This is a genomic window from Allobranchiibius sp. CTAmp26 (assembly GCF_017565405.1).
Taxonomy (GTDB): domain Bacteria; phylum Actinomycetota; class Actinomycetes; order Actinomycetales; family Dermatophilaceae; genus Allobranchiibius.
In genome coordinates, this window is the sequence record NZ_JAGEKR010000016.1 from 164,484 (window position 1) to 181,704 (window position 17,221).

The 17,221-nt window shown below is 69.8% G+C and carries 14 protein-coding genes; 6 read left to right on the forward strand and 8 right to left on the reverse strand.

Annotated elements, in window-relative coordinates; translation table 11 throughout:
* The 5 genes from J4030_RS12320 to J4030_RS12340 all read right to left on the reverse strand — a co-directional run bounded on the left by J4030_RS12320 (nt 1) and on the right by J4030_RS12340 (nt 4,118).
* Nucleotides 1-279, reverse strand: a complete 279-nt coding sequence (locus tag J4030_RS12320) for an HPr family phosphocarrier protein (protein ID WP_208049518.1) — start codon at nt 277-279, stop codon at nt 1-3.
* Nucleotides 280-333: 54 nt separating this feature from the next.
* Nucleotides 334-1,902, reverse strand: coding sequence for a PTS fructose transporter subunit IIC (locus J4030_RS12325; protein ID WP_208049519.1), 1,569 nt, complete (start codon nt 1,900-1,902; stop codon nt 334-336).
* Entirely contained in the window at nt 1,899-2,345 is a 447-nt protein-coding gene (locus J4030_RS12330) for a PTS sugar transporter subunit IIA (protein ID WP_208049520.1), read from the reverse strand. Before J4030_RS12330 ends, J4030_RS12325 begins: the two co-directional genes overlap by 4 nt.
* Before the next feature lie 67 nt (nt 2,346-2,412).
* Nucleotides 2,413-3,360: a 1-phosphofructokinase gene (pfkB, locus tag J4030_RS12335; protein ID WP_208049521.1), complete on the reverse strand. Its 948-nt coding sequence runs from the start codon at nt 3,358-3,360 to the stop codon at nt 2,413-2,415.
* Nucleotides 3,357-4,118 (reverse strand): DeoR/GlpR family DNA-binding transcription regulator, encoded by a 762-nt coding sequence (locus J4030_RS12340; protein ID WP_208049637.1) that lies wholly within the window; start codon nt 4,116-4,118, stop codon nt 3,357-3,359. Before J4030_RS12340 ends, pfkB begins: the two co-directional genes overlap by 4 nt.
* A 156-nt stretch (nt 4,119-4,274) precedes the next feature.
* Here J4030_RS12340 and J4030_RS12345 point away from each other — a divergent pair, with 156 nt between their 5' ends.
* The 5 genes from J4030_RS12345 (at nt 4,275) to J4030_RS12365 (ending at nt 10,165) form a co-directional block, all read left to right on the forward strand.
* Nucleotides 4,275-5,996, forward strand: a complete 1,722-nt coding sequence (locus J4030_RS12345; protein WP_208049522.1) for a methylmalonyl-CoA mutase — start codon at nt 4,275-4,277, stop codon at nt 5,994-5,996.
* Between the two features lie 141 nt (nt 5,997-6,137).
* On the forward strand, nt 6,138-6,983 hold the full coding sequence (locus tag J4030_RS12350; RefSeq protein WP_208049523.1) for an alpha/beta fold hydrolase: 846 nt from the start codon (nt 6,138-6,140) through the stop codon (nt 6,981-6,983).
* A gap of 172 nt (nt 6,984-7,155) precedes the next feature.
* Nucleotides 7,156-8,112 (forward strand): tetratricopeptide repeat protein, encoded by a 957-nt coding sequence (locus J4030_RS12355; RefSeq protein ID WP_208049524.1) that lies wholly within the window; start codon nt 7,156-7,158, stop codon nt 8,110-8,112.
* A gap of 12 nt (nt 8,113-8,124) precedes the next feature.
* Nucleotides 8,125-8,862, forward strand: coding sequence for an esterase family protein (locus tag J4030_RS12360; RefSeq protein WP_208049525.1), 738 nt, complete (start codon nt 8,125-8,127; stop codon nt 8,860-8,862).
* Nucleotides 8,863-8,929: 67 nt separating this feature from the next.
* Nucleotides 8,930-10,165, forward strand: a complete 1,236-nt coding sequence (locus J4030_RS12365; protein WP_208049526.1) for a RimK family alpha-L-glutamate ligase — start codon at nt 8,930-8,932, stop codon at nt 10,163-10,165.
* A gap of 96 nt (nt 10,166-10,261) precedes the next feature.
* Here J4030_RS12365 and J4030_RS12370 read toward each other — a convergent pair whose 3' ends face one another.
* Nucleotides 10,262-10,831, reverse strand: a complete 570-nt coding sequence (locus J4030_RS12370) for a hypothetical protein (RefSeq protein WP_208049527.1) — start codon at nt 10,829-10,831, stop codon at nt 10,262-10,264.
* 88 nt (nt 10,832-10,919) lie between these two features.
* Here J4030_RS12370 and J4030_RS12375 point away from each other — a divergent pair, with 88 nt between their 5' ends.
* Nucleotides 10,920-11,768, forward strand: a complete 849-nt coding sequence (locus J4030_RS12375; protein ID WP_208049528.1) for a DNA-3-methyladenine glycosylase — start codon at nt 10,920-10,922, stop codon at nt 11,766-11,768.
* A gap of 80 nt (nt 11,769-11,848) precedes the next feature.
* Here the strand turns inward: J4030_RS12375 and pgm are convergent, their stop codons facing one another.
* Nucleotides 11,849-13,489 (reverse strand): phosphoglucomutase (alpha-D-glucose-1,6-bisphosphate-dependent), encoded by a 1,641-nt coding sequence (pgm, locus tag J4030_RS12380; protein WP_208049529.1) that lies wholly within the window; start codon nt 13,487-13,489, stop codon nt 11,849-11,851.
* A gap of 2 nt (nt 13,490-13,491) precedes the next feature.
* Nucleotides 13,492-17,181 (reverse strand): 1,4-alpha-glucan branching protein GlgB, encoded by a 3,690-nt coding sequence (gene glgB / locus J4030_RS12385; protein WP_208049530.1) that lies wholly within the window; start codon nt 17,179-17,181, stop codon nt 13,492-13,494.
* Between the last annotated feature and the right edge of the window lie 40 nt (nt 17,182-17,221).

Sequence of the window (17,221 nt, forward strand, 5' to 3'; positions counted from 1 at the left end):
TCAGTGGGCCGCGTCCAGATCCTGCGACAGCAGGTCCACCAGGGAATCGAGCGCTGCGTCGGGGTCGTCGCCGGTGACGGTGAGCTCGACGTCCTCCCCGTGCTTGGCGCCGAGTGCCATCACTCCGAGGATGCTGGTCGCGTCGACCGGCTCCTCGCCGGGCCGGGCGATCGTGACCTCGGCGCCGGTGGCACCTGCCGCCTGCACGAAGAGTGCGGCCGGCCGGGCGTGCAGACCCACGCTGGAGGCGATGGTCGCCGTACGGGATTGCGTTGCCATGTGAGATTCCTTGTCGTTGCTGGTGATTCGAGAGTGTGCGAGTCGTACGGCGGGTCAGGCGCTGACGAGCTGGTCGGCAGCCGCCGTCGCCTGCACGCTGGTCGTGGAACGCATCGACTTCAGCCCCACGACGATCGCCGCGGTGATGAGGGTGCCGATGATCACGGCGAGCACGTAGGTGAAGGGGTTGCCGATCAGCGGCGCTACCCAGATGCCGCCGTGCGGGGCGCGCAGGGTGTTGTTGAAGAGGATCACCAGTCCGCCGGTCGCACCGGAGCCGACCATCGAGGACACGATGACCCGCCACGGGTCCGCCGCAGCGAACGGGATCGCTCCCTCGCTGATGAACGAGGCGCCGAGCAGCCAGGCCGCCCGCCCGTTCTCCTGCTCCGCCGGGGTGAAGAGCCGCTTGCGCACGGTGGTGGCGAGCGCCATGCCGAGCGGGGGCGTCATACCGGCCGCCATGACCGCGGCCATGATCCGCAGCTGCGGGGCGTCGCCGTTGCTGGCCGCGACCGTCGCCAGACCGGTGGTCGCGAAGGTGTAGGCCACCTTGTTGACCGGGCCGCCGAGGTCGAAGCCCATCATCAGACCGAGGACCACACCGAGGAGCACCAGACCTGCGCCGTTGGTGCCCAGGTTGTTGAGCCCGTCGGTCAGGTGATCGGTCAGCCACTTCAGGGGCCGGCCGAGGATGATGATCATGATCGCGCCGGTCAGCAGGGTCGAGATGAGCGGGATGACCACCACCGGCATCACGCCGCGCACGCCCTTGGGCACCTTCCACCGGCTGACGAAGAGGGCGATGAAGCCGCCGATGAAACCGGTGGCGATGCCGCCGAGGAATCCGGTGCCCATCGTCGCGGCGATGGAGCCGCCGACGATACCGGGCGCGATGCCGGGCCGGTCGGCGATGCCGAACGCGATGAAGCCGGACAGGATCGGCACGAGGAAGCCGAACGACGCGGCACCGACGACGAAGAGCAGCCCGGCCCAGTTCATCCCGCTGGTGGGGTCGAAGTGGGTCATCAGGTTGTAGGACTTCGCGAGCCCCGCGGCGTCGGTGAGGCTGTAGTTGGTGACGCCGATCGCACCCTTCTTCCCACCCGCGACCTGCGCGAGCATGAAGGACAGGGCGATGAGGATGCCGCCGGCTGCGACGAACGGGATCATGTAGCTCACACCGGTCATGAGCCACTGGCGGATCCGGGTGCCCACCGACGCGCCCTGGTCGACCTTGGTCACCAGTGCGCCGCCGCCGGCGGCTGCGCCCGCGCCTGCGCCCGCTGCGGAGGCGGCCTGCGGGTTCGCCGCGCGCTCCTCGGCGAGCCGCACGGCCTGCGCGATGAGCGCCGGCGCGTCGGCGATGGCCTTCTTCACTCCCACGTCGACGGTGGGCTTCCCGGCGAACCGGGACTTGTCCTTCACCTCGAGGTCGTGGGCGAAGATCACCGCGTCCGCGGACGCGATCGTCTCGGTCTTGAGGGGAGACGAGCCGGCCGAGCCCTGGGTCTCGACCTCCATCTCGTGGCCGGCGTCCCGGGCGGCCTGTTCGAGGGCTTCGGCCGCCATGTAGGTGTGCGCGATACCGGTGGGACACGAAGTGACACCAACGAATTTCATGATCCGACTACTTCCTTGTTGACGAGGTCGACGACGGCGGCCGGGTCGGCGGCCTGGGCGAGGGATTCACGGAACTCCCGGCGCATGAGCTTCCGGGCGAGGGCGGCGAGGATCTTCAGGTGGTCATCGCCGCCGCCCTCGGGAGCGGCGATGAGGAAGATGAGGGTGGCCGGGCCGTCCTCGGCGCCCCAGTCGATGCCGGTGGTGCGGCCGAAGACCAGTGACGGCTCGGTCACCGCGGCGCTGCGGGCGTGCGGGATGCCGATGCCGCCGGGCAGGCCGGTCGCCATCTGCTCCTCGCGCTTGCGGACGTCGGTCAGGAACTGCTCCAGGTCGGTCACCCGCCCGCTCGTCACGAGGGTCTGCGCGAGGGTGCGGGTCGCCTCGTGGCGGTCCGTCGCGCTCAGGTCGAGGACGACCTGGTCGGTGGTGATGATGGACATGGGCTGTTCCTTTCGTGGGGTTGCTGTGCGACGGGCCGGACCGGCCGTCGGATGGGGTGCGTCGATGTCAGTCCGCGAGGGCCAGGTCCTCGTCGGGCGCGTACGTCGTCTCGGGGCTGATGCCCGCGAGGTCCGCCGGGCGGGGCACCTGGGTGCCGGGAAGCTGCACCGCCGCGGTGCCCCAGGTCACGCCGGTGGCCAGTGCCTCCGCGAGCGTCCCGGAACGCTCCAGGGTGAAGAGCATCCCCGCGAGGAGCGAATCTCCCGCTCCCACAGTAGATTTCGGGCGGTTCGTGGTGGCCTTGCTGAGGGCGACGGTGTCGGCGTCGACGGCCAGGGCTCCGTCGCGTCCCAGGCTCACGACCACGGCACCGACGCCACCGCGCACCAGCTCGGCGGCTGCGGCGCGTACGTCGGCGAGCCGGTCGAGCGGCCGCCCGACCAGCTCGGCGAGCTCGGTGCGGTTGGGTTTGATCAGGTCCGGCCCGGCGCTGACGCCGGACTCCAGGGCCGCACCCGACGCGTCGACGGCGCACCGGACGCCGGCCTCGCGCGCCAGGCGTACGGCGTGGGCCGGGAAATGCGCGGGCATGCCCGGGGCGAGCGATCCGCAGACGGCGAGCCAGGTCGCGTGGGGGAGCAGGGACGCGGTCTGGTCCAGGACGGCCGCGGTCTCGGCGTCGCTGAAACGGCTGCCCGGCTCGTTGACCTTGGTGGTGGTGCCGTCGGGCTCCACGATCGCGGTGTTGACGCGGATCGGCCCGCCCACGGGCACCACACGAGCGGTGACCCGCTCCTCGGCGATGAGCAGCTCCATGAGGCGTCCGTTGTTGCCGCCGCACGGGAAGACCGCGATGCTCGTGGACCCGTTCGCCACGAGCGCGCGGGTGACGTTGACGCCCTTGCCGCCCGGCTCGAGGCGGCTCTCCAGGGCGCGGTTGACCTCGCCGCGGGCCAGCCGGTCGAGCACCAGGGTGCGGTCCAGCGACGGGTTGGGGGTCAGCGTGACGATCATGCGCGCACCACCTGCGGTCCGAGCTGCTGGATGGCGCGCGCGTCGTCGGCGCTCAGCGCGTCGTCGGTGACGACCGTGTCGATCTCGTCGAGGTCGGCGAACCGGGAGAAGTGCGCCTGGCCGTACTTCTCGGCGTCCATCAGGACGACGCGTTCCTTGGCCGAGGCGATCATCGCCCGCTTGGCCGCGGCCTCGCGCTGGTCGGGCGTGCTCAACCCGTGCTTCAGGCTCAGCCCGTTCGTTCCGAGGAAGGCCACGTCGGCGTAGATGCCGGCGAGCGCCGCGGTGGTCCAGTCGCCCACGGCGGTCAGCGTGCGCCCGCGCAGGTAGCCGCCGACCAGGTGCAGGGAGATGGACGGGAAAGCCGCCAGCGTGCTCGCGACCGGCAGGGATGTGGTCACGACGGTCAGCTCGCGGTCCCGCGGGAAGAGCTCGGCGAGCCGCGCGGTCGTCGTGCCGCCGTCGATGATCACGGTGCCCTCGGCCGGGAGCAGGTCGATCGCCGCGCGGGCGATGCGCTCCTTCTCCTGCGCGTTCGCCTCCGTGCGGGCCGCGACCGTCGGCTCCACGTCGAACCGTTCGACCGGGATGGCGCCCCCGTGCACGCGGCGTACCCGGCCGCGGCGCTCCAGGACGGTGAGGTCGCGCCGCACCGTCTCCGGCGTCACGTCCAGCTCGCCGGCGATGGCCGCGACCTCGACCCGGCCGTCCGCCTGCGCCGCGCGCAGGATCAAGGCCTGCCGTTCGGCGGCGTACAGGGTGGGGGCGCTCTCCCGTGTGTGTTCGGTCACAGGGATAGGTGTAGTGGGTCACACGGGGCGATGTCAACAGAAACGGGTAAATACAAATCGAAACGGACATTCAGGCCACGCGGTACGAGGGAGTAGCACGCGTGCCGACGTAACCTGGCTCACATGGAAAACCACCGCGAGTCGAGCCAGGGCCACCGCCGCTGGCAGGACCGCTTCGCCGCCGCCGAGACCAAGGGCCTGGTGCGTGACGCGGACTTCACCACCTTGTCCGGAGTGCAGGTCGATCCCGTCTACGGGCCCCCCGAGGGGGAGGCGCCGGAGGACATCGGGTGGCCGGGTGAATTCCCTTTCACCCGAGGGCTGTACGCGACCGGTTACCGCGGTCGTCCATGGACGATCCGGCAGTTCGCCGGCTTCGGGAACGCGGTGCAGACCAACGAGCGCTACAAGATGATCCTCAAGCGCGGTGGCGGGGGGCTGTCCGTCGCGTTCGACATGCCGACCCTGATGGGCCGTGACTCCGATGACGCGCTCGCCCTCGGCGAGGTCGGGCACTGCGGGGTCGCGATCGACTCGGCCGCCGACATGGAGACGCTCTTCGCGGACATCCCGCTCGGCGAGGTCACGACGTCCATGACGATCAGTGGACCTGCGGTGCCGGCGTTCTGCATGTATCTGGTCGCGGCCGAGCGGCAGGGCGTGGACATCACCACGCTCAACGGCACCCTGCAGACCGACATCTTCAAGGAGTACATCGCCCAGAAGGAGTGGCTCTTCGCGCCCGAGCCGCACCTGCGTCTGATCGGCGACCTGATGGAATACACGAGCGGGAACATCCCGGCCTACAAACCACTCTCGGTCTCCGGGTACCACATCCGGGAGGCCGGTTCGACGGCCGCGCAGGAGCTCGCGTACACCCTGGCCGACGGCTTCGGCTACGTCGAGCTGGGCCTGTCCCGGGGCATGGACGTCGACGTCTTCGCTCCTGGCCTGTCCTTCTTCTTCGACAGCCACATCGACTTCTTCGAGGAGATCGCCAAGTTCCGTGCGGCGCGCCGCATCTGGGCGCGGTGGCTGCGCGACGAGTACGGCGCGAAGACCGACAAGGCGCAGTGGCTGCGTTTCCACACGCAGACGGCCGGGGTCTCGCTGACCGCCCAGCAGCCGACCAACAACGTCGTGCGTACGGCGGTCGAGGCGCTCGCGGCCGTGCTCGGCGGCACGAACTCGCTGCACACGAACGCGCTCGACGAGACGCTGGCGCTGCCGAGCGACCAGTCCGCGGAGGTCGCGCTGCGTACCCAGCAGGTGCTGATGGAGGAGACCGGCGTGGTCAACGTGGCCGACCCGCTCGGCGGCTCCTATTACGTCGAGGCGCTGACCGACCGGCTCGAGGCCGAGGCGGAGGCCATCTTCGACAAGATCCGGGAGATGGGCGAGTTCGGCCGGGAGCGCGACGCCTCCGGCGCGGTCGAGCACTCGATCGGCCCGATCACCTCCGGGCTGTTGCGCGGCATCGAGGACGGGTGGTTCATGTCCGAGATCGCCGAGGCGGCGTTCCAGTACCAGGTCGCGCTGGAGAAGGGCGAGAAGCGGGTGGTGGGCGTCAACTGCCACACCGAGTCGCTCGCCGGGGACCTGGAGATCCTGCGCGTCTCGCACGAGGTGGAGGTCGAGCAGGTGCGTGCGCTCGGTGCCCGCAAGGCGGCCCGCGACGGGGTCGCCGTCGACGCCGCACTGGCGAAGATGGTGGCGGCCGCGAAGGGCAGCGACAACCTCATCGAGCCGATGCTGGCCGCGGTGCGGGTCGAGGCCACGATGGGCGAGATCTGCGACGCGCTGCGCGACGTGTGGGGCGTCTACCGGGAGCCCGCGCGCTTCTGAGCGCACCTTTTCCATCGAGCGGAGGGGTCCGGCCTCGAGCGGAGGGGAGATGACCCCTCCGCTCGTCGGTGGACCCCTCCGCTCGGTGCTGTCTGCCGTTGCTCGTTGTCCGTCCAACGGTGCGGGTGGTTGATTGGCGTGATGGAGACACAGGTTCGGCTGTCCGACATCACGATGAACGTCCGCAGTGCCGGGGAGGGGCCGCTGCTCGTTCTCCTGCACGGCTGGCCGCAGACGTTGTACTGCTGGCGAAAGGTCACTCCCGCCCTCGCCGAGCGGTTTAACGTCGTCGCGCCCGATCTGCGGGGATACGGGCACACCGACAAGCCGGTGGGCGACTACACCAAGCGGCGGATGGCGGCCGACATCCGCGAGCTGGTCGAGGTGCTCGGTTACGACCGGGTGCAGATGGTCGGTCACGACCGGGGCGGGCGGGTCGCGCACCGGTTCGCGCTCGACCACGCCGACGTCCTCACCCACCTGACCGTGCTCGACATCACGCCGACCCTGGGGATGGTCCGCACCGCCACGTACGAGGTCGCCGCCGGCTACTGGCACTGGCTGTTCCACCAGCGGCCCGATCTGCCGGAGCTGCTCGCCGGTGCGAACGTCGACGGGTATCTGCGCTATCTGATCGACGACTGGACCTTCCAGCACGCGGCGATGGCAGACGGGGTCCCGCACTACGTCGAGGCGTTCAGCCGGCCCGGTGCCCTGCGGGCCGGTTTCGACGACTACCGCGCCACTCCCCAGGACGTCGAGCACGACCAGGCCGATCAGGATGCCGGCCATCGGGTCGAGTTGCCGGTGCAGGTGCTGTGGGGTGACGCCGGTCTGGCGGCCGGCGCCGGCGCGCTCGATGCGTGGAAGGACTTCGCCCCGGCGGCGTTCGGTCGGGCGATCCCCGAATGCGGTCACTTCATCGCCGAGGAACAGCCCGAGCAGCTGGTGGAGGCCATCCTCGCCCACCACCCCGCAGGCGTTTGATCGGTGAGTCGGGCGCTGCTGAGCGCACCCCTCCCATCGAGCGGAGGGGTCCCGCCTTGAGCGGAGGGGACATGACCCCTCCGCTCGTCAGTGGACCCCTCCGCTCGGTGAGTCGGTGCCGGTTCGCGGGACCCTGGCGCCGGTGCCGGGCGGCACACGACAGAATGGGCGCATGAGCGACCAGCCGATCACCCCTGCGTCGTTGCGCGGCGCCATCGACCTCTCAGGACTGGCCAAGAAGCCGGCGCGTCCCACTGGGGGCCCTCGGGCCTCCGCTGCTGCCGGTGCACCCGCAGCCCCCGGCGCGGACCAGCTGGTCCGCGAGGTCGACGACGTCAGCTTCGGCGACGCCGTCCAGCAGTCGATGGACGTCCCGGTCATCTTCGCGCTCTACTCCGGAGCCCGCCCCGCGAGCCGCGACCACATCGACGTCCTCGCCGGCGTGGTGCGGGAGTACGCCGGGCGCCTCGTGTTGGCCTCGGCCGACATCGACGTCGCCATGCAGATCCGTCAGGCGCTGCAGGTGCAGCAGGTGCCGATGGTGCTGGCGCTGGTCAAGGGCCAGCCGCTGCCGCTCTACGCTGGCGATCAGCCGGTGGATGCCGTCCGCGACGTCTTCGACAAGGTGCTCGAGGCGGCGGCGGCGAACGGCGTCACCGGGCGGGTCCCGGTCGGTGAGGCGGCGGCTCCGAGCGATCAGCCGGCGGAGCCCGAGGTGTCGCCGTTGCACGAACAGGCCTACGCCGCCATCGAATCCGGCGACTACGCCGCTGCGGTCACGGCGTACGAACAGGCGATCGCCGCGGATCCTCAGGACGAGGAGGCCGTGCTGGGCCTGGGCCAGGTGCGGTTGCTGCAGCGCACCGATGGCGTCGATCTGAACGAGGCTCGTGCGGCGGCCGCTGCCGCTCCGACCGATGTCGACAAGCAGACGGTGGTCGCCGATCTGGACGTCCTCGGCGGACACGTCGAGGACGCCTTCGTGCGTCTGGTCGACCTCGTGCGCGTCACCTCCGGCGACGAGCGCAATGCCGCCCGCCAGCACCTGATAGGACTCTTCGACGTCGTCGGGCCGTCCGACCCCCGGGTGAAGAAGGCGCGCACCGCGCTGATGTCCGCGCTCTACTGAGCCACGCGCGAGATGGACTGGCGGCGTACGCGCCACGAGCTGCCGAGCGCGTTCTCCGGGCCCCTGTACGTCCAGGTGTGTCGTCCTGACCACCTCGCGGACGATCAGCCCGTGCCGTTGCTATGGGTGCACGACGGCCCGGCGTACGACACCGAAGCCGGGCTGGTCGACTGGGCCGCGCAGCGCGTGGATCGCGACGAGCTCCCACGAATGCGGTTGGTGTTGGCTGATGTCCGGCGTCGCACCCAGTGGTACACCGCCTCGCCGCGTTACCTGAGCACCTTCTCGATGGGGCTGATGGCGCTCGAGCGGCGGTACGCCGTGGGCTCGCCGGTCGCGGTGCTGGGCGCCAGTCTCGGCGGCCTCACGTCCGTGCTGGCGGGGTTGGCCGATGAGCGGGTCGGTGGGGTCCTCGCCCAGTCGGGGTCGTTCTTCACGCGGGCGACGGACCGGCAGATGTTCGTCGCCGAGACGCACGGGCGGGAGGCGGACCTGGTGCGCTTCGACCGAGTGGCGGACGCGGTCGGGGAGCTGTCCCGCTCGCGTACCGCGGACCGCCGTTTCGAGGTCGCGATGACATGCGGGCGCGAGGAGGACAACCTCGCCAACAACAGGTTGGCGGCGACAGCGCTGCGGGCAGCCGGGATCGCCGTGGAGCTGACGGAGGTCGACGGGGGCCACGACTACCCGGCGTGGCGCGATGCGCTCGATCCGGCGCTGCCGCGGCTGCTGCGAAGCGTCTGGGGCTGAACGTCGTTCCCGCACAGGGGGTGACCGGCCCGGCATACGGTGAGCTGCATGGGCATGCGGGTGGGCGATGAGTGAGCATCTGATCGGGTTGTTGCTGGGCGCCGAGGACGACTGGCCCCGGGCGTTCGAGGAGCTGGTGCAGCGGATCGGGCCGGTGCGCTACGAGGGGCGCACGCACGACATCCGCGCCGAGCGCCTCACCATCGAGCCGTTCAACTTGCGCTCCACTCCACGTACGGACCTGGTCATCGACCGGCTCGCGCACTGGTACTACCACCCGCGCGAATGGCTGAAGAAGGTCGCGCTGATGGACGACGTCTACCTGCTGAACAGCCCGTTCACCTTCCAGTCGATGGAGAAGCACTCGGCGTACTGCGCACTGATGCGCCTTGGGATGCACGTGCCCGAGACGGTGCTGGTGCCGTACAAGAACCCGCTGGACAACGTGCGCTGGGCCTACACGTCGGGCCGGTACAACGCGCCGTTCGACCTCGCCGAGGTCGCGCAGGGCGTGGGGTACCCGATGTTCATGAAGCCGTTCGACGGCGGTGCGTGGCGGGGAGTTTCGATGGTGCGTGACGAGGCGGAGCTGCACCGTTCGTACGACGAGTCCGGCGAGATGCTGATGCACTTGCAGGCCGCGGTCGACGGATTCGACGTGTTCGCAAGGGCACTCACCATCGGACCGGAGACGATGGTGATGCGGTTCCGCCCGGACGAGCCGATGCACGAGCGGTACGCCGTGTCGCACGACTTCCTCAGCCCGGCGGTCGGCGCCGAGACGCGCACCATCGCCCAGACGGTCAACGCCTTCTTCCGGTGGGAGTTCAACAGCTGCGAGATGCTGGTCAAGGACGGCGTTGTCTACCCCATCGACTACGCCAACGCGTGCCCGGACGTCGCGATCACCTCGCTGCACTACTACTTCCCATGGGCGATGAAGTCCCTGCTGAAGTGGTCGGTCTACTGCGCGGTCAGCGGCCGTCGCGCGCGGACCCAGGTCGACACCGGCCCGTGGTTCGAGGTCGCCGACACCGACGCGTCGTACGACGCGAAACTGGCTGACTACCAACGGCTCTCGGACGACTATTTCGAGGTGGAGAAGTACCGGGAATTCGTGGGGGTGGCGCTCCCGCACGTGGACGAGATGGTGCTGGAATGGGTGAGCTCGCCGGCGTTCGACGCGATCCTGGTCGACACCGTGCGCTCGACCTACCCGACGCACGAGCACGAACGCTTCCTCGCCCACTTCCGTGGCCTGACAGGCCTGTGGTCGCGCGACGAGGCGGCGCTGTTCGGCTGACGCGCCGGCAGCGGCGCGCGGGCCTTCCACTCCGGGGACCGGGGGTGCTGCCAGACGGCAACGTGCTGAACATCGCCCCGGCACAGCGGGTGATGCTCAGGCCGGCGGGTTCACCGTGGCCTCGTCGAGGTTCCGCAGGATGCGCACGACCACCTGGGTCGGCGTCAGGGTCGAGTTGTCGATCCAGAGCCCGACGCGCTTGGTGTTGAACTCGACCTCGTTCCAGACGTTCTCAGCCGCCGAACCGTCGCCGTACGCGGTGGTGCCGCGCGCCAGCTCGCGCTCGTGAAGCGCATCGACCGACGGGTGCAGCACGATCAGGTGCAGCGGCCCGGTGTCCGCCAGATCCAGGAAGTCGTCCAGGTAGTCGCCGACCATGTCGTCGGCGACGACCGTGTCGAAACCGTTGGCGCGGTAGACATCCGCCAGCGTGAGCGCGCCGGCGTACCGGGTGAAGAGCTGCTCCAACGCCCCGATGGTCGGCTCGGCGGTCATCGGCATCCGGCCTGCGGCGACCATGTCCGCCATCACCGCACCGTCCACGAAGATCGACTTGGTGAGGGCATCCGCCAGCGCCCGGCCGACGGTCGACTTGCCGCAGGCCGGGGCTCCGGTGATCACGAACAGGCGGCCGGCGTCGTCCTGTTGGGCGAGGTTGTCGGACATGCGGCGATTCTGTCAGGGCGCCCGAGAGCGGCGGCCGGGATGTCACACGGCGGTGTTAGGAAGGGGACGTGCCGGAGGTGGTGGGCCCATGAGGACTCTGACGAACGAGTACGACGTGCGCGGCCCCTGGTCGCTCGCGACCAGCAGGCGGTTCTGGGAGGGGTTCACTCCCGCAGCGCTCGCACCGCAGGCTGCGGATTCGCTGTCGACGGTGTTCCGTGTCGAGGCCGACTGGTCCTGGGCGGACACCGAGGTCACCCAGCAGGACGGGTCGGCCGTGGTGACGGTGCGTGGGGACGGCGATCTGGACGCGGCCGCGGCACAGGTGACACGGTTCCTGTGTCTCGATGTGGACGCCGAGCGGTGGCCGGACGTGGGTGGGCGCGATCCGGTGATCGCGGATGCGCAGCGGCAGTTGCCGGGCCTGCGACCGTGCGGATTCCACTCGCCGTACGAGGCGGCGGCATGGGCGGTGCTGTCCCAGCGTGTCCGCATCGTGCAGGCCGCCCGGCTGCGCACCGGCATCATCGACGAGGTGGGCGACGAGGGCGCGTTCCCCAGCCCGCGACGACTGCGCAGCGCCGACCTCGACCTGCCGGGGCGCAAGAGCGAGTACCTGCGCGCGGTGGCCGACGCGGCGCTCGCGGGCGCTCTCGACACTGTCACGCTGCGAGCGGTCGACGCCGAGGAAGCGAAGCTGCGGGTCCAGCAGATCAAGGGGATCGGCCCGTTCGCGGCTGAGCTGGTGGTGCTGCGGGGGGCGAACGTGCCCGATGCAGTGCCCGCTCACGAACACCGACTGGAGGCCGAGATCACCGAGCGGTACGGCGAGGACGCCACCCTGGACGAGGTGTCGCTGGCCTGGCGCCCGTTCCGCACGTGGGCGTGCGTCCTGCTGCGGGCGATGCGCGAAGATCGCACTCACGAGACCGGCTGACCGAGTGGCATACCTATATGTCCAGTGGCGCACCTCTACGGGGTGCACTCGAAAGATGTGTATGCCACTCGGGACAGCGGTCAGGCGCCGAGCGCCGCCCCGACGATCTCGCGCGCTTCGTCCTGCACCTGCTTCAGGTGGTCGCCACCCTTGAACGACTCGGCATAGATCTTGTAGACGTCCTCCGTGCCGGACGGCCGCGCGGCGAACCACGCGCTCTGCGTCGTCACCTTCAGTCCGCCGATCGCCGCGTCGTTCCCGGGCGCGGCGGTCAGTTTGGCGGTGATCGGCTCTCCCGCAAGGGAGTCCGCGGTCACGTCCGATCCACTGAGGGCGCCCAGCTTCGCCTTCTGCTCACGGTTCGCGGGCGCGTCCACCCGGGCGTACGCCGGTGCGCCGAACTTCTCGGACAGGTCGGTGTAGTGCCGACTCGGCGACTTCCCGGTCGTGGCCTGGATCTCCGAGGCGAGCAGGGCGAGCAGGATGCCGTCCTTGTCGGTGGTCCAGGCGCTGCCGTCGAACCGCAGGAACGACGCGCCCGCGGACTCCTCGCCGCCGAACCCCACACTGCCGTCGAGCAGCCCGGGCACGAACCACTTGAACCCGACCGGCACCTCCCACAAGGTGGCGCCGATGGACTCCACGACCCGGTCGATCATCGAGGACGACACCAGCGTCTTGCCGACGCGGTCGCTGGACCAGTTCGGACGCGCGCCGCCGTAGAGGTACTGGATCGCCACCGCCAGGTAGTGGTTCGGGTTCATCAGGCCGGCGTCGGGCGTGACGATGCCGTGCCGGTCGGAGTCCGCGTCGTTGCCGGTCGCGATGTCGTAGGAGTCCTTCTGGGCGATCAACGAGGCCATCGCCGAGGGGGAGGAGCAGTCCATCCGGATCTTCTCGTCCCAGTCCAGCGTCATGAAGCGCCACGTCGGGTCCACGAGCGGATTCACGACCGTCAGATCCAGGCCGTGCCGCTCGCCGATCTCGCCCCAGTAGTAGACCGACGCCCCGCCGAGCGGGTCCGCGCCGATCCGCACGCCGGCGTCCTTGATCGCACTCAGGTCGACGGCGTTGGGCAGGTCGTCGACATACGTGCTGAGGAAGTCGTACGCCGAAGCTGCCGCCCGGGCCTTCGCGAAGGGCACCCGTCGCACGCCGTCCAGACCCGCCTTGAGATACGCGTTCGCGGCCGCTGCGATCACCTTGGTCGCGTCGCTGTCGGCGGGTCCACCATGCGGCGGGTTGTATTTGAATCCACCGTCGCTCGGCGGGTTGTGCGACGGCGTGACGACGATCCCGTCAGCCAGTCCGCTGCCGGTCGTGCGCCCACCGTTTGCCCGCAGGATCGCGTGTGACACCGCGGGCGTGGGTGTCACCGAGTCCTTGCTGTCCACGAGCACCGTCACGTCGTTCGCGGCCAGCACCTCGAGCGCGGAGACCCACGCCGGCTCGGACAACCCGTGGGTGTCCCGGCCGATGAAGAGCGGACCGTCGTACCCCTGGTCGTGGCGGTAGTCCACGATCGCCTGCGTCGTGGCCAGGATGTGCGCCTCGTTGAACGCGGAGTTCAACGAGGACCCGCGGTGGCCGGAGGTGCCGAAGACGACCTGCTGGTCGAGGTTGTCCGGATCCGGCTCGTCGGCGTAGTACGCCGTGACCAGGTGGGCGACATCCACCAGGTCCGAGGGCTGTGCCGGTTGTCCTGCGCGGGACGGTGCCATCGTCATGCTCCTTGCTGCGTCGTTGCAGTCGTGGACGTGCTCGTGCCGTCATGCTCCGGCACGAACCACAGCGCCGCCAGGGGCGGCAGGGTCATGACGGCCGAGTACGGCTGACCGTGCATCGGGAACGGCTCGGCGGTCACGCTGCCGAGGTTGCCCCGGCCGCCGCCGCCGTACCCCTCGGCGTCGGTGTTGAGCACCTCGGTCCAGGTGCCCTCGTGCGGCAGGCCGATGCGTACGCCGGTGTGCTCGGCGCCGCTGAAGTTCGCCACGACCGCGACGACATCGTCGTCGGACTTGCCGAATCGCAGGTAGGAGAACGCGTTCCGGTCACCGTCGTCGGCGTCGATCCACCCGAATCCCCGCGGCTCGTTGTCCAGCTCCCACAGCGCCGGATGCGCGGCGTACAGACGGTTGAGGTCCTTGACCAGGGCGTGCACGCCCCAGTGCGCGGGCTGATCGAGCAGCCACCAGTCCAGGCTGCGGCCGTCGGCCCACTCGGCCTCCTGCGCGAACTCCTGGCCCATGAAGAGCAGCTGCTTGCCCGGGTGGGACCACATGTTCGCGACGTACGCGCGCAGGTTGGCCAGCTGCTCCCAGCGGTCGCCGGGCATCTTGCGCAGCAGCGATCCCTTGCCGTGCACGACCTCGTCGTGGCTGATGGGCAGCACGAACTGCTCGCTCCACGCATAGACGAGCGCGAAGGTCATCTCGCCGTGGTGGTACTTGCGGTAGATGGGCGGGTTCGCCATGTAGCCCAGCGAGTCGTGCATCCAGCCCATGTTCCATTTGAAACCGAAGCCCAGTCCGTCGGCGTTCGTGGGCTGGGTGACACCCGGCCACGACGTCGATTCCTCGGCGATCATCACGGTGCCGGGGTTGCGTCGGTACGCCGTGGCGTTGGTCTCCTGCAGCAGCTTCACCGCATCGAGGTTCTCCCGGCCGCCGTAGATGTTCGGGATCCACTCGCCCTCGTTGCGGGAGTAGTCCAGGTAGAGCATCGAGGCGACACCGTCGACCCGCAGGCCGTCGGCGTGGAACTCCTCCAGCCAGTAGAGCGCGTTGGCGAAGAGGAAGTTGCGCACGTGGGGGCGGCCGAAGTCGAAGACGTAGGAACCCCATTCGTTGTGCCAGCCCTTGCGGGGGTCGGGGTGCTCGTAGAGCGCCGTGCCGTCGAACTTGGCCAGCGCCCACTCATCGGTCGCGAAGTGCCCGGGCACCCAGTCGAGGATGACGCCGATGCCCGCCTGGTGCAGCTTGTCGACGAGGAAGCGGAAGTCGTCCGGGGTGCCCATCCGCGAGTTCGGCGCGTAGTAGCCGGTCACGTGGTAACCCCAGCTCGGCGGGTAGGGGTGCTCCATCACCGGCATGAACTCCACGTGGGTGAAGCCCAGGTCGCGCACGTAGTTGACCAGATCCTCGGCCATCTCGCGGTAGCTGAGTCCCTGACGCCAGGAGCCGAGGTGCACCTCGTAGACGCTCATCGGCCGGGTGTGCGGGTCGACCGAGCCGCGGTCCGTCAGCCACTGCTCGTCGCCCCATTCGTACGCCGTCTGCGTCACCACGGACGCGGTCGCCGGCGCCGTCTCGGCGGCGCGCGCCATCGGGTCCGCGCGGTCGCGCCACACCCGGTCGGCACAGCACACCTTGAACTTGTAGTGGGTGCCCGCGCTGACGCCCGGCACGAACAGCTCCCACACGCCGGAGTTGCCGAGCTGGCGCATGCCGTGCGCCTCGCCGTTCCAGAAGTTGAAGTCGCCGATGACGCGGATGCCCTTCGCATTCGGCGCCCATACGGCGAACGACGTGCCGGTCACCTGGCCGAGCGGACCGTCGTACGAGCGGAGGTGCGCACCGAGCACGGTCCACAGCTGCTCGTGACGTCCTTCGCCGATGAGGAAGAGGTCGATGTCGCCGAGGGTGGGCAGGAAGCGGTACGGGTCGTCCTGGACGTGCTCGTAGCCGTCCTCGTAGGTGGTGATCAGCCGGTAGTCCGGCAGCTGCGCGACGGGCAGGCGGCCGGTCCAGATGCCTTCGTACTCATGCGACAACGGCACCCGGGTGCCGTCCTCGAGGAGCACCTGCACGGACTCGGCGAACGGTCGCAGCGCGCGGACGAACGGGCCGTGGTCGTCGGTCTGGCCGCCGAGCACGCTGTGCGGATCGCCGTGCACCCCCATCAGCAGGGCGTCCGCCTCGTGGACCTCCACGGGCGGGGGAGGGAGGATCGCGGCGGTGCTGGGCACGGTGGTCTGCCTTTCGTCGGCGAGGAGCCGAAGGATCGCGGTGGTCGGGATGGCGAGCCAGGACGGCCGGTTGCGCGCCTCGTACTCGACCTCGTAGCTGGCCTTGTCGATCTCGAACGCGTCGAGGATCGGGCGGTACGTCGTCAGGTCCAGTCCGCCTGCCGCGACGTACCCGTCGACGAACGCCGAGCGGGCAGCCTGCGCCCACGTACGGCGGTCCTCGCTCGTCTCCCGCTCGGCGGAGCCTGCGGCGTAGTCGAAGGACCGCAGCATGCCCGCGACGTCGCGCAAGGGGGAGTCGGGTTCGTTGCGCTCGGCGAGCGGTCGTAGAGGCTCGCCCTCGAAGTCGAGCAGGACCCAGCCTCGCTCGGGGACGTCGAGCACCTGGCCCAGGTGATAGTCACCGTGGATCCGTTGCAGCGCGGGCCATTCCGCGTCGTTCGCGGCTTTCATCAGGTCGCGGAAGGTGTCGATGTGGGCACCCAGTTCAGGCGCTCGTTCACATGCCTGCGTGAAGCGGTCGCGCATCCCGTCGGTCACCCGGGCGATGTCGACCACGCGCGCCGGCTCGGTACCGAACGCGGCGGCCAGCGCGGTGTGCACCGCGGCGGTCGCCGCACCGAGGCCCCGCGCCTGCCGGGTGAAGTCGGTATCGGACACAGCTGCCGCGGCCGCTTCCCGCCAGGCGTCCTGCACCCCCGGCAGGAACTCCTGCGCGAACGCGACGTGACCCTGCTGCGTCCCGCCGGCCACACCGGGCCACGTCGCGTGGATCGAACCGAGCATCGTGGGGACCTGCGGGCTGTCCGCCTCCGACAGTGCCGACTGCAGGACGACATCGGGGTTCTCACCGTCGTGCAGCACCCGGAAGACCTTGAGGATGAACGACTTGGAGGCACCGTCGGCGTCGGTCACCTCGTAGATGACGGACGTGTTCGACTGCTCGCCGGACAGGACCCGGCTACGGACGATCTGCGGCATCGCGGCGGCCTGCGTGCCGCTGCCCTGCACGCGTACCGCGCTCTGCTCCTGCCGCACGGATCCGTCGTCACCGTGGATCTCCAGTGGCACCTGCGTGCCGCCGGTGACGATGCAGCGCAGCAGGGCGGCGGCGCAGACGGGGTCGTGGCACCCGTCGTACCCGTAGCGGGTGCCGAGCGTGCCGTGCTCGGTCACGCCGATCAGCGCGTGCTCGAGCCCGGCGACCGGCTCCGCGTGCCAGGTGACCGGGATCTGGTAGACGACGGGGTCGCCCGTGCCGCCCGAATCCGCAACCACCATCACCTCGACGCCGACCTCGCCCTCGGGGTCGTCGAAGCGGTAGAACCCCAGGCGCTCCAGCTTCGGGGTGTGTGCCTTGCCGGTGTACCAGCGCTGCCCGCCGATCCATCCGGCGATCAGGTCGAGTTTGGTGGGCTGCAGTGTCGTTTCGTACCCGATGGCCATACTCGCGACTATTTCACCGGGTGCACCGTGCACGCGAGTC

Coding starts and splice junctions, on each gene's coding strand:
- J4030_RS12320 (WP_208049518.1), bottom strand. CDS start 279: ATGGCAACGCAATCCCGTACGGCGACCATCGCCTCCAGCGTGGGTCTG.
- J4030_RS12325 (WP_208049519.1), bottom strand. CDS start 1,902: ATGAAATTCGTTGGTGTCACTTCGTGTCCCACCGGTATCGCGCACACC.
- J4030_RS12330 (WP_208049520.1), bottom strand. CDS start 2,345: ATGTCCATCATCACCACCGACCAGGTCGTCCTCGACCTGAGCGCGACG.
- pfkB (WP_208049521.1), bottom strand. CDS start 3,360: ATGATCGTCACGCTGACCCCCAACCCGTCGCTGGACCGCACCCTGGTG.
- J4030_RS12345 (WP_208049522.1), top strand. CDS start 4,275: ATGGAAAACCACCGCGAGTCGAGCCAGGGCCACCGCCGCTGGCAGGAC.
- J4030_RS12350 (WP_208049523.1), top strand. CDS start 6,138: ATGGAGACACAGGTTCGGCTGTCCGACATCACGATGAACGTCCGCAGT.
- J4030_RS12355 (WP_208049524.1), top strand. CDS start 7,156: ATGAGCGACCAGCCGATCACCCCTGCGTCGTTGCGCGGCGCCATCGAC.
- J4030_RS12360 (WP_208049525.1), top strand. CDS start 8,125: ATGGACTGGCGGCGTACGCGCCACGAGCTGCCGAGCGCGTTCTCCGGG.
- J4030_RS12365 (WP_208049526.1), top strand. CDS start 8,930: ATGAGTGAGCATCTGATCGGGTTGTTGCTGGGCGCCGAGGACGACTGG.
- J4030_RS12370 (WP_208049527.1), bottom strand. CDS start 10,831: ATGTCCGACAACCTCGCCCAACAGGACGACGCCGGCCGCCTGTTCGTG.
- J4030_RS12375 (WP_208049528.1), top strand. CDS start 10,920: ATGAGGACTCTGACGAACGAGTACGACGTGCGCGGCCCCTGGTCGCTC.
- pgm (WP_208049529.1), bottom strand. CDS start 13,489: ATGGCACCGTCCCGCGCAGGACAACCGGCACAGCCCTCGGACCTGGTG.
- glgB (WP_208049530.1), bottom strand. CDS start 17,181: ATGGCCATCGGGTACGAAACGACACTGCAGCCCACCAAACTCGACCTG.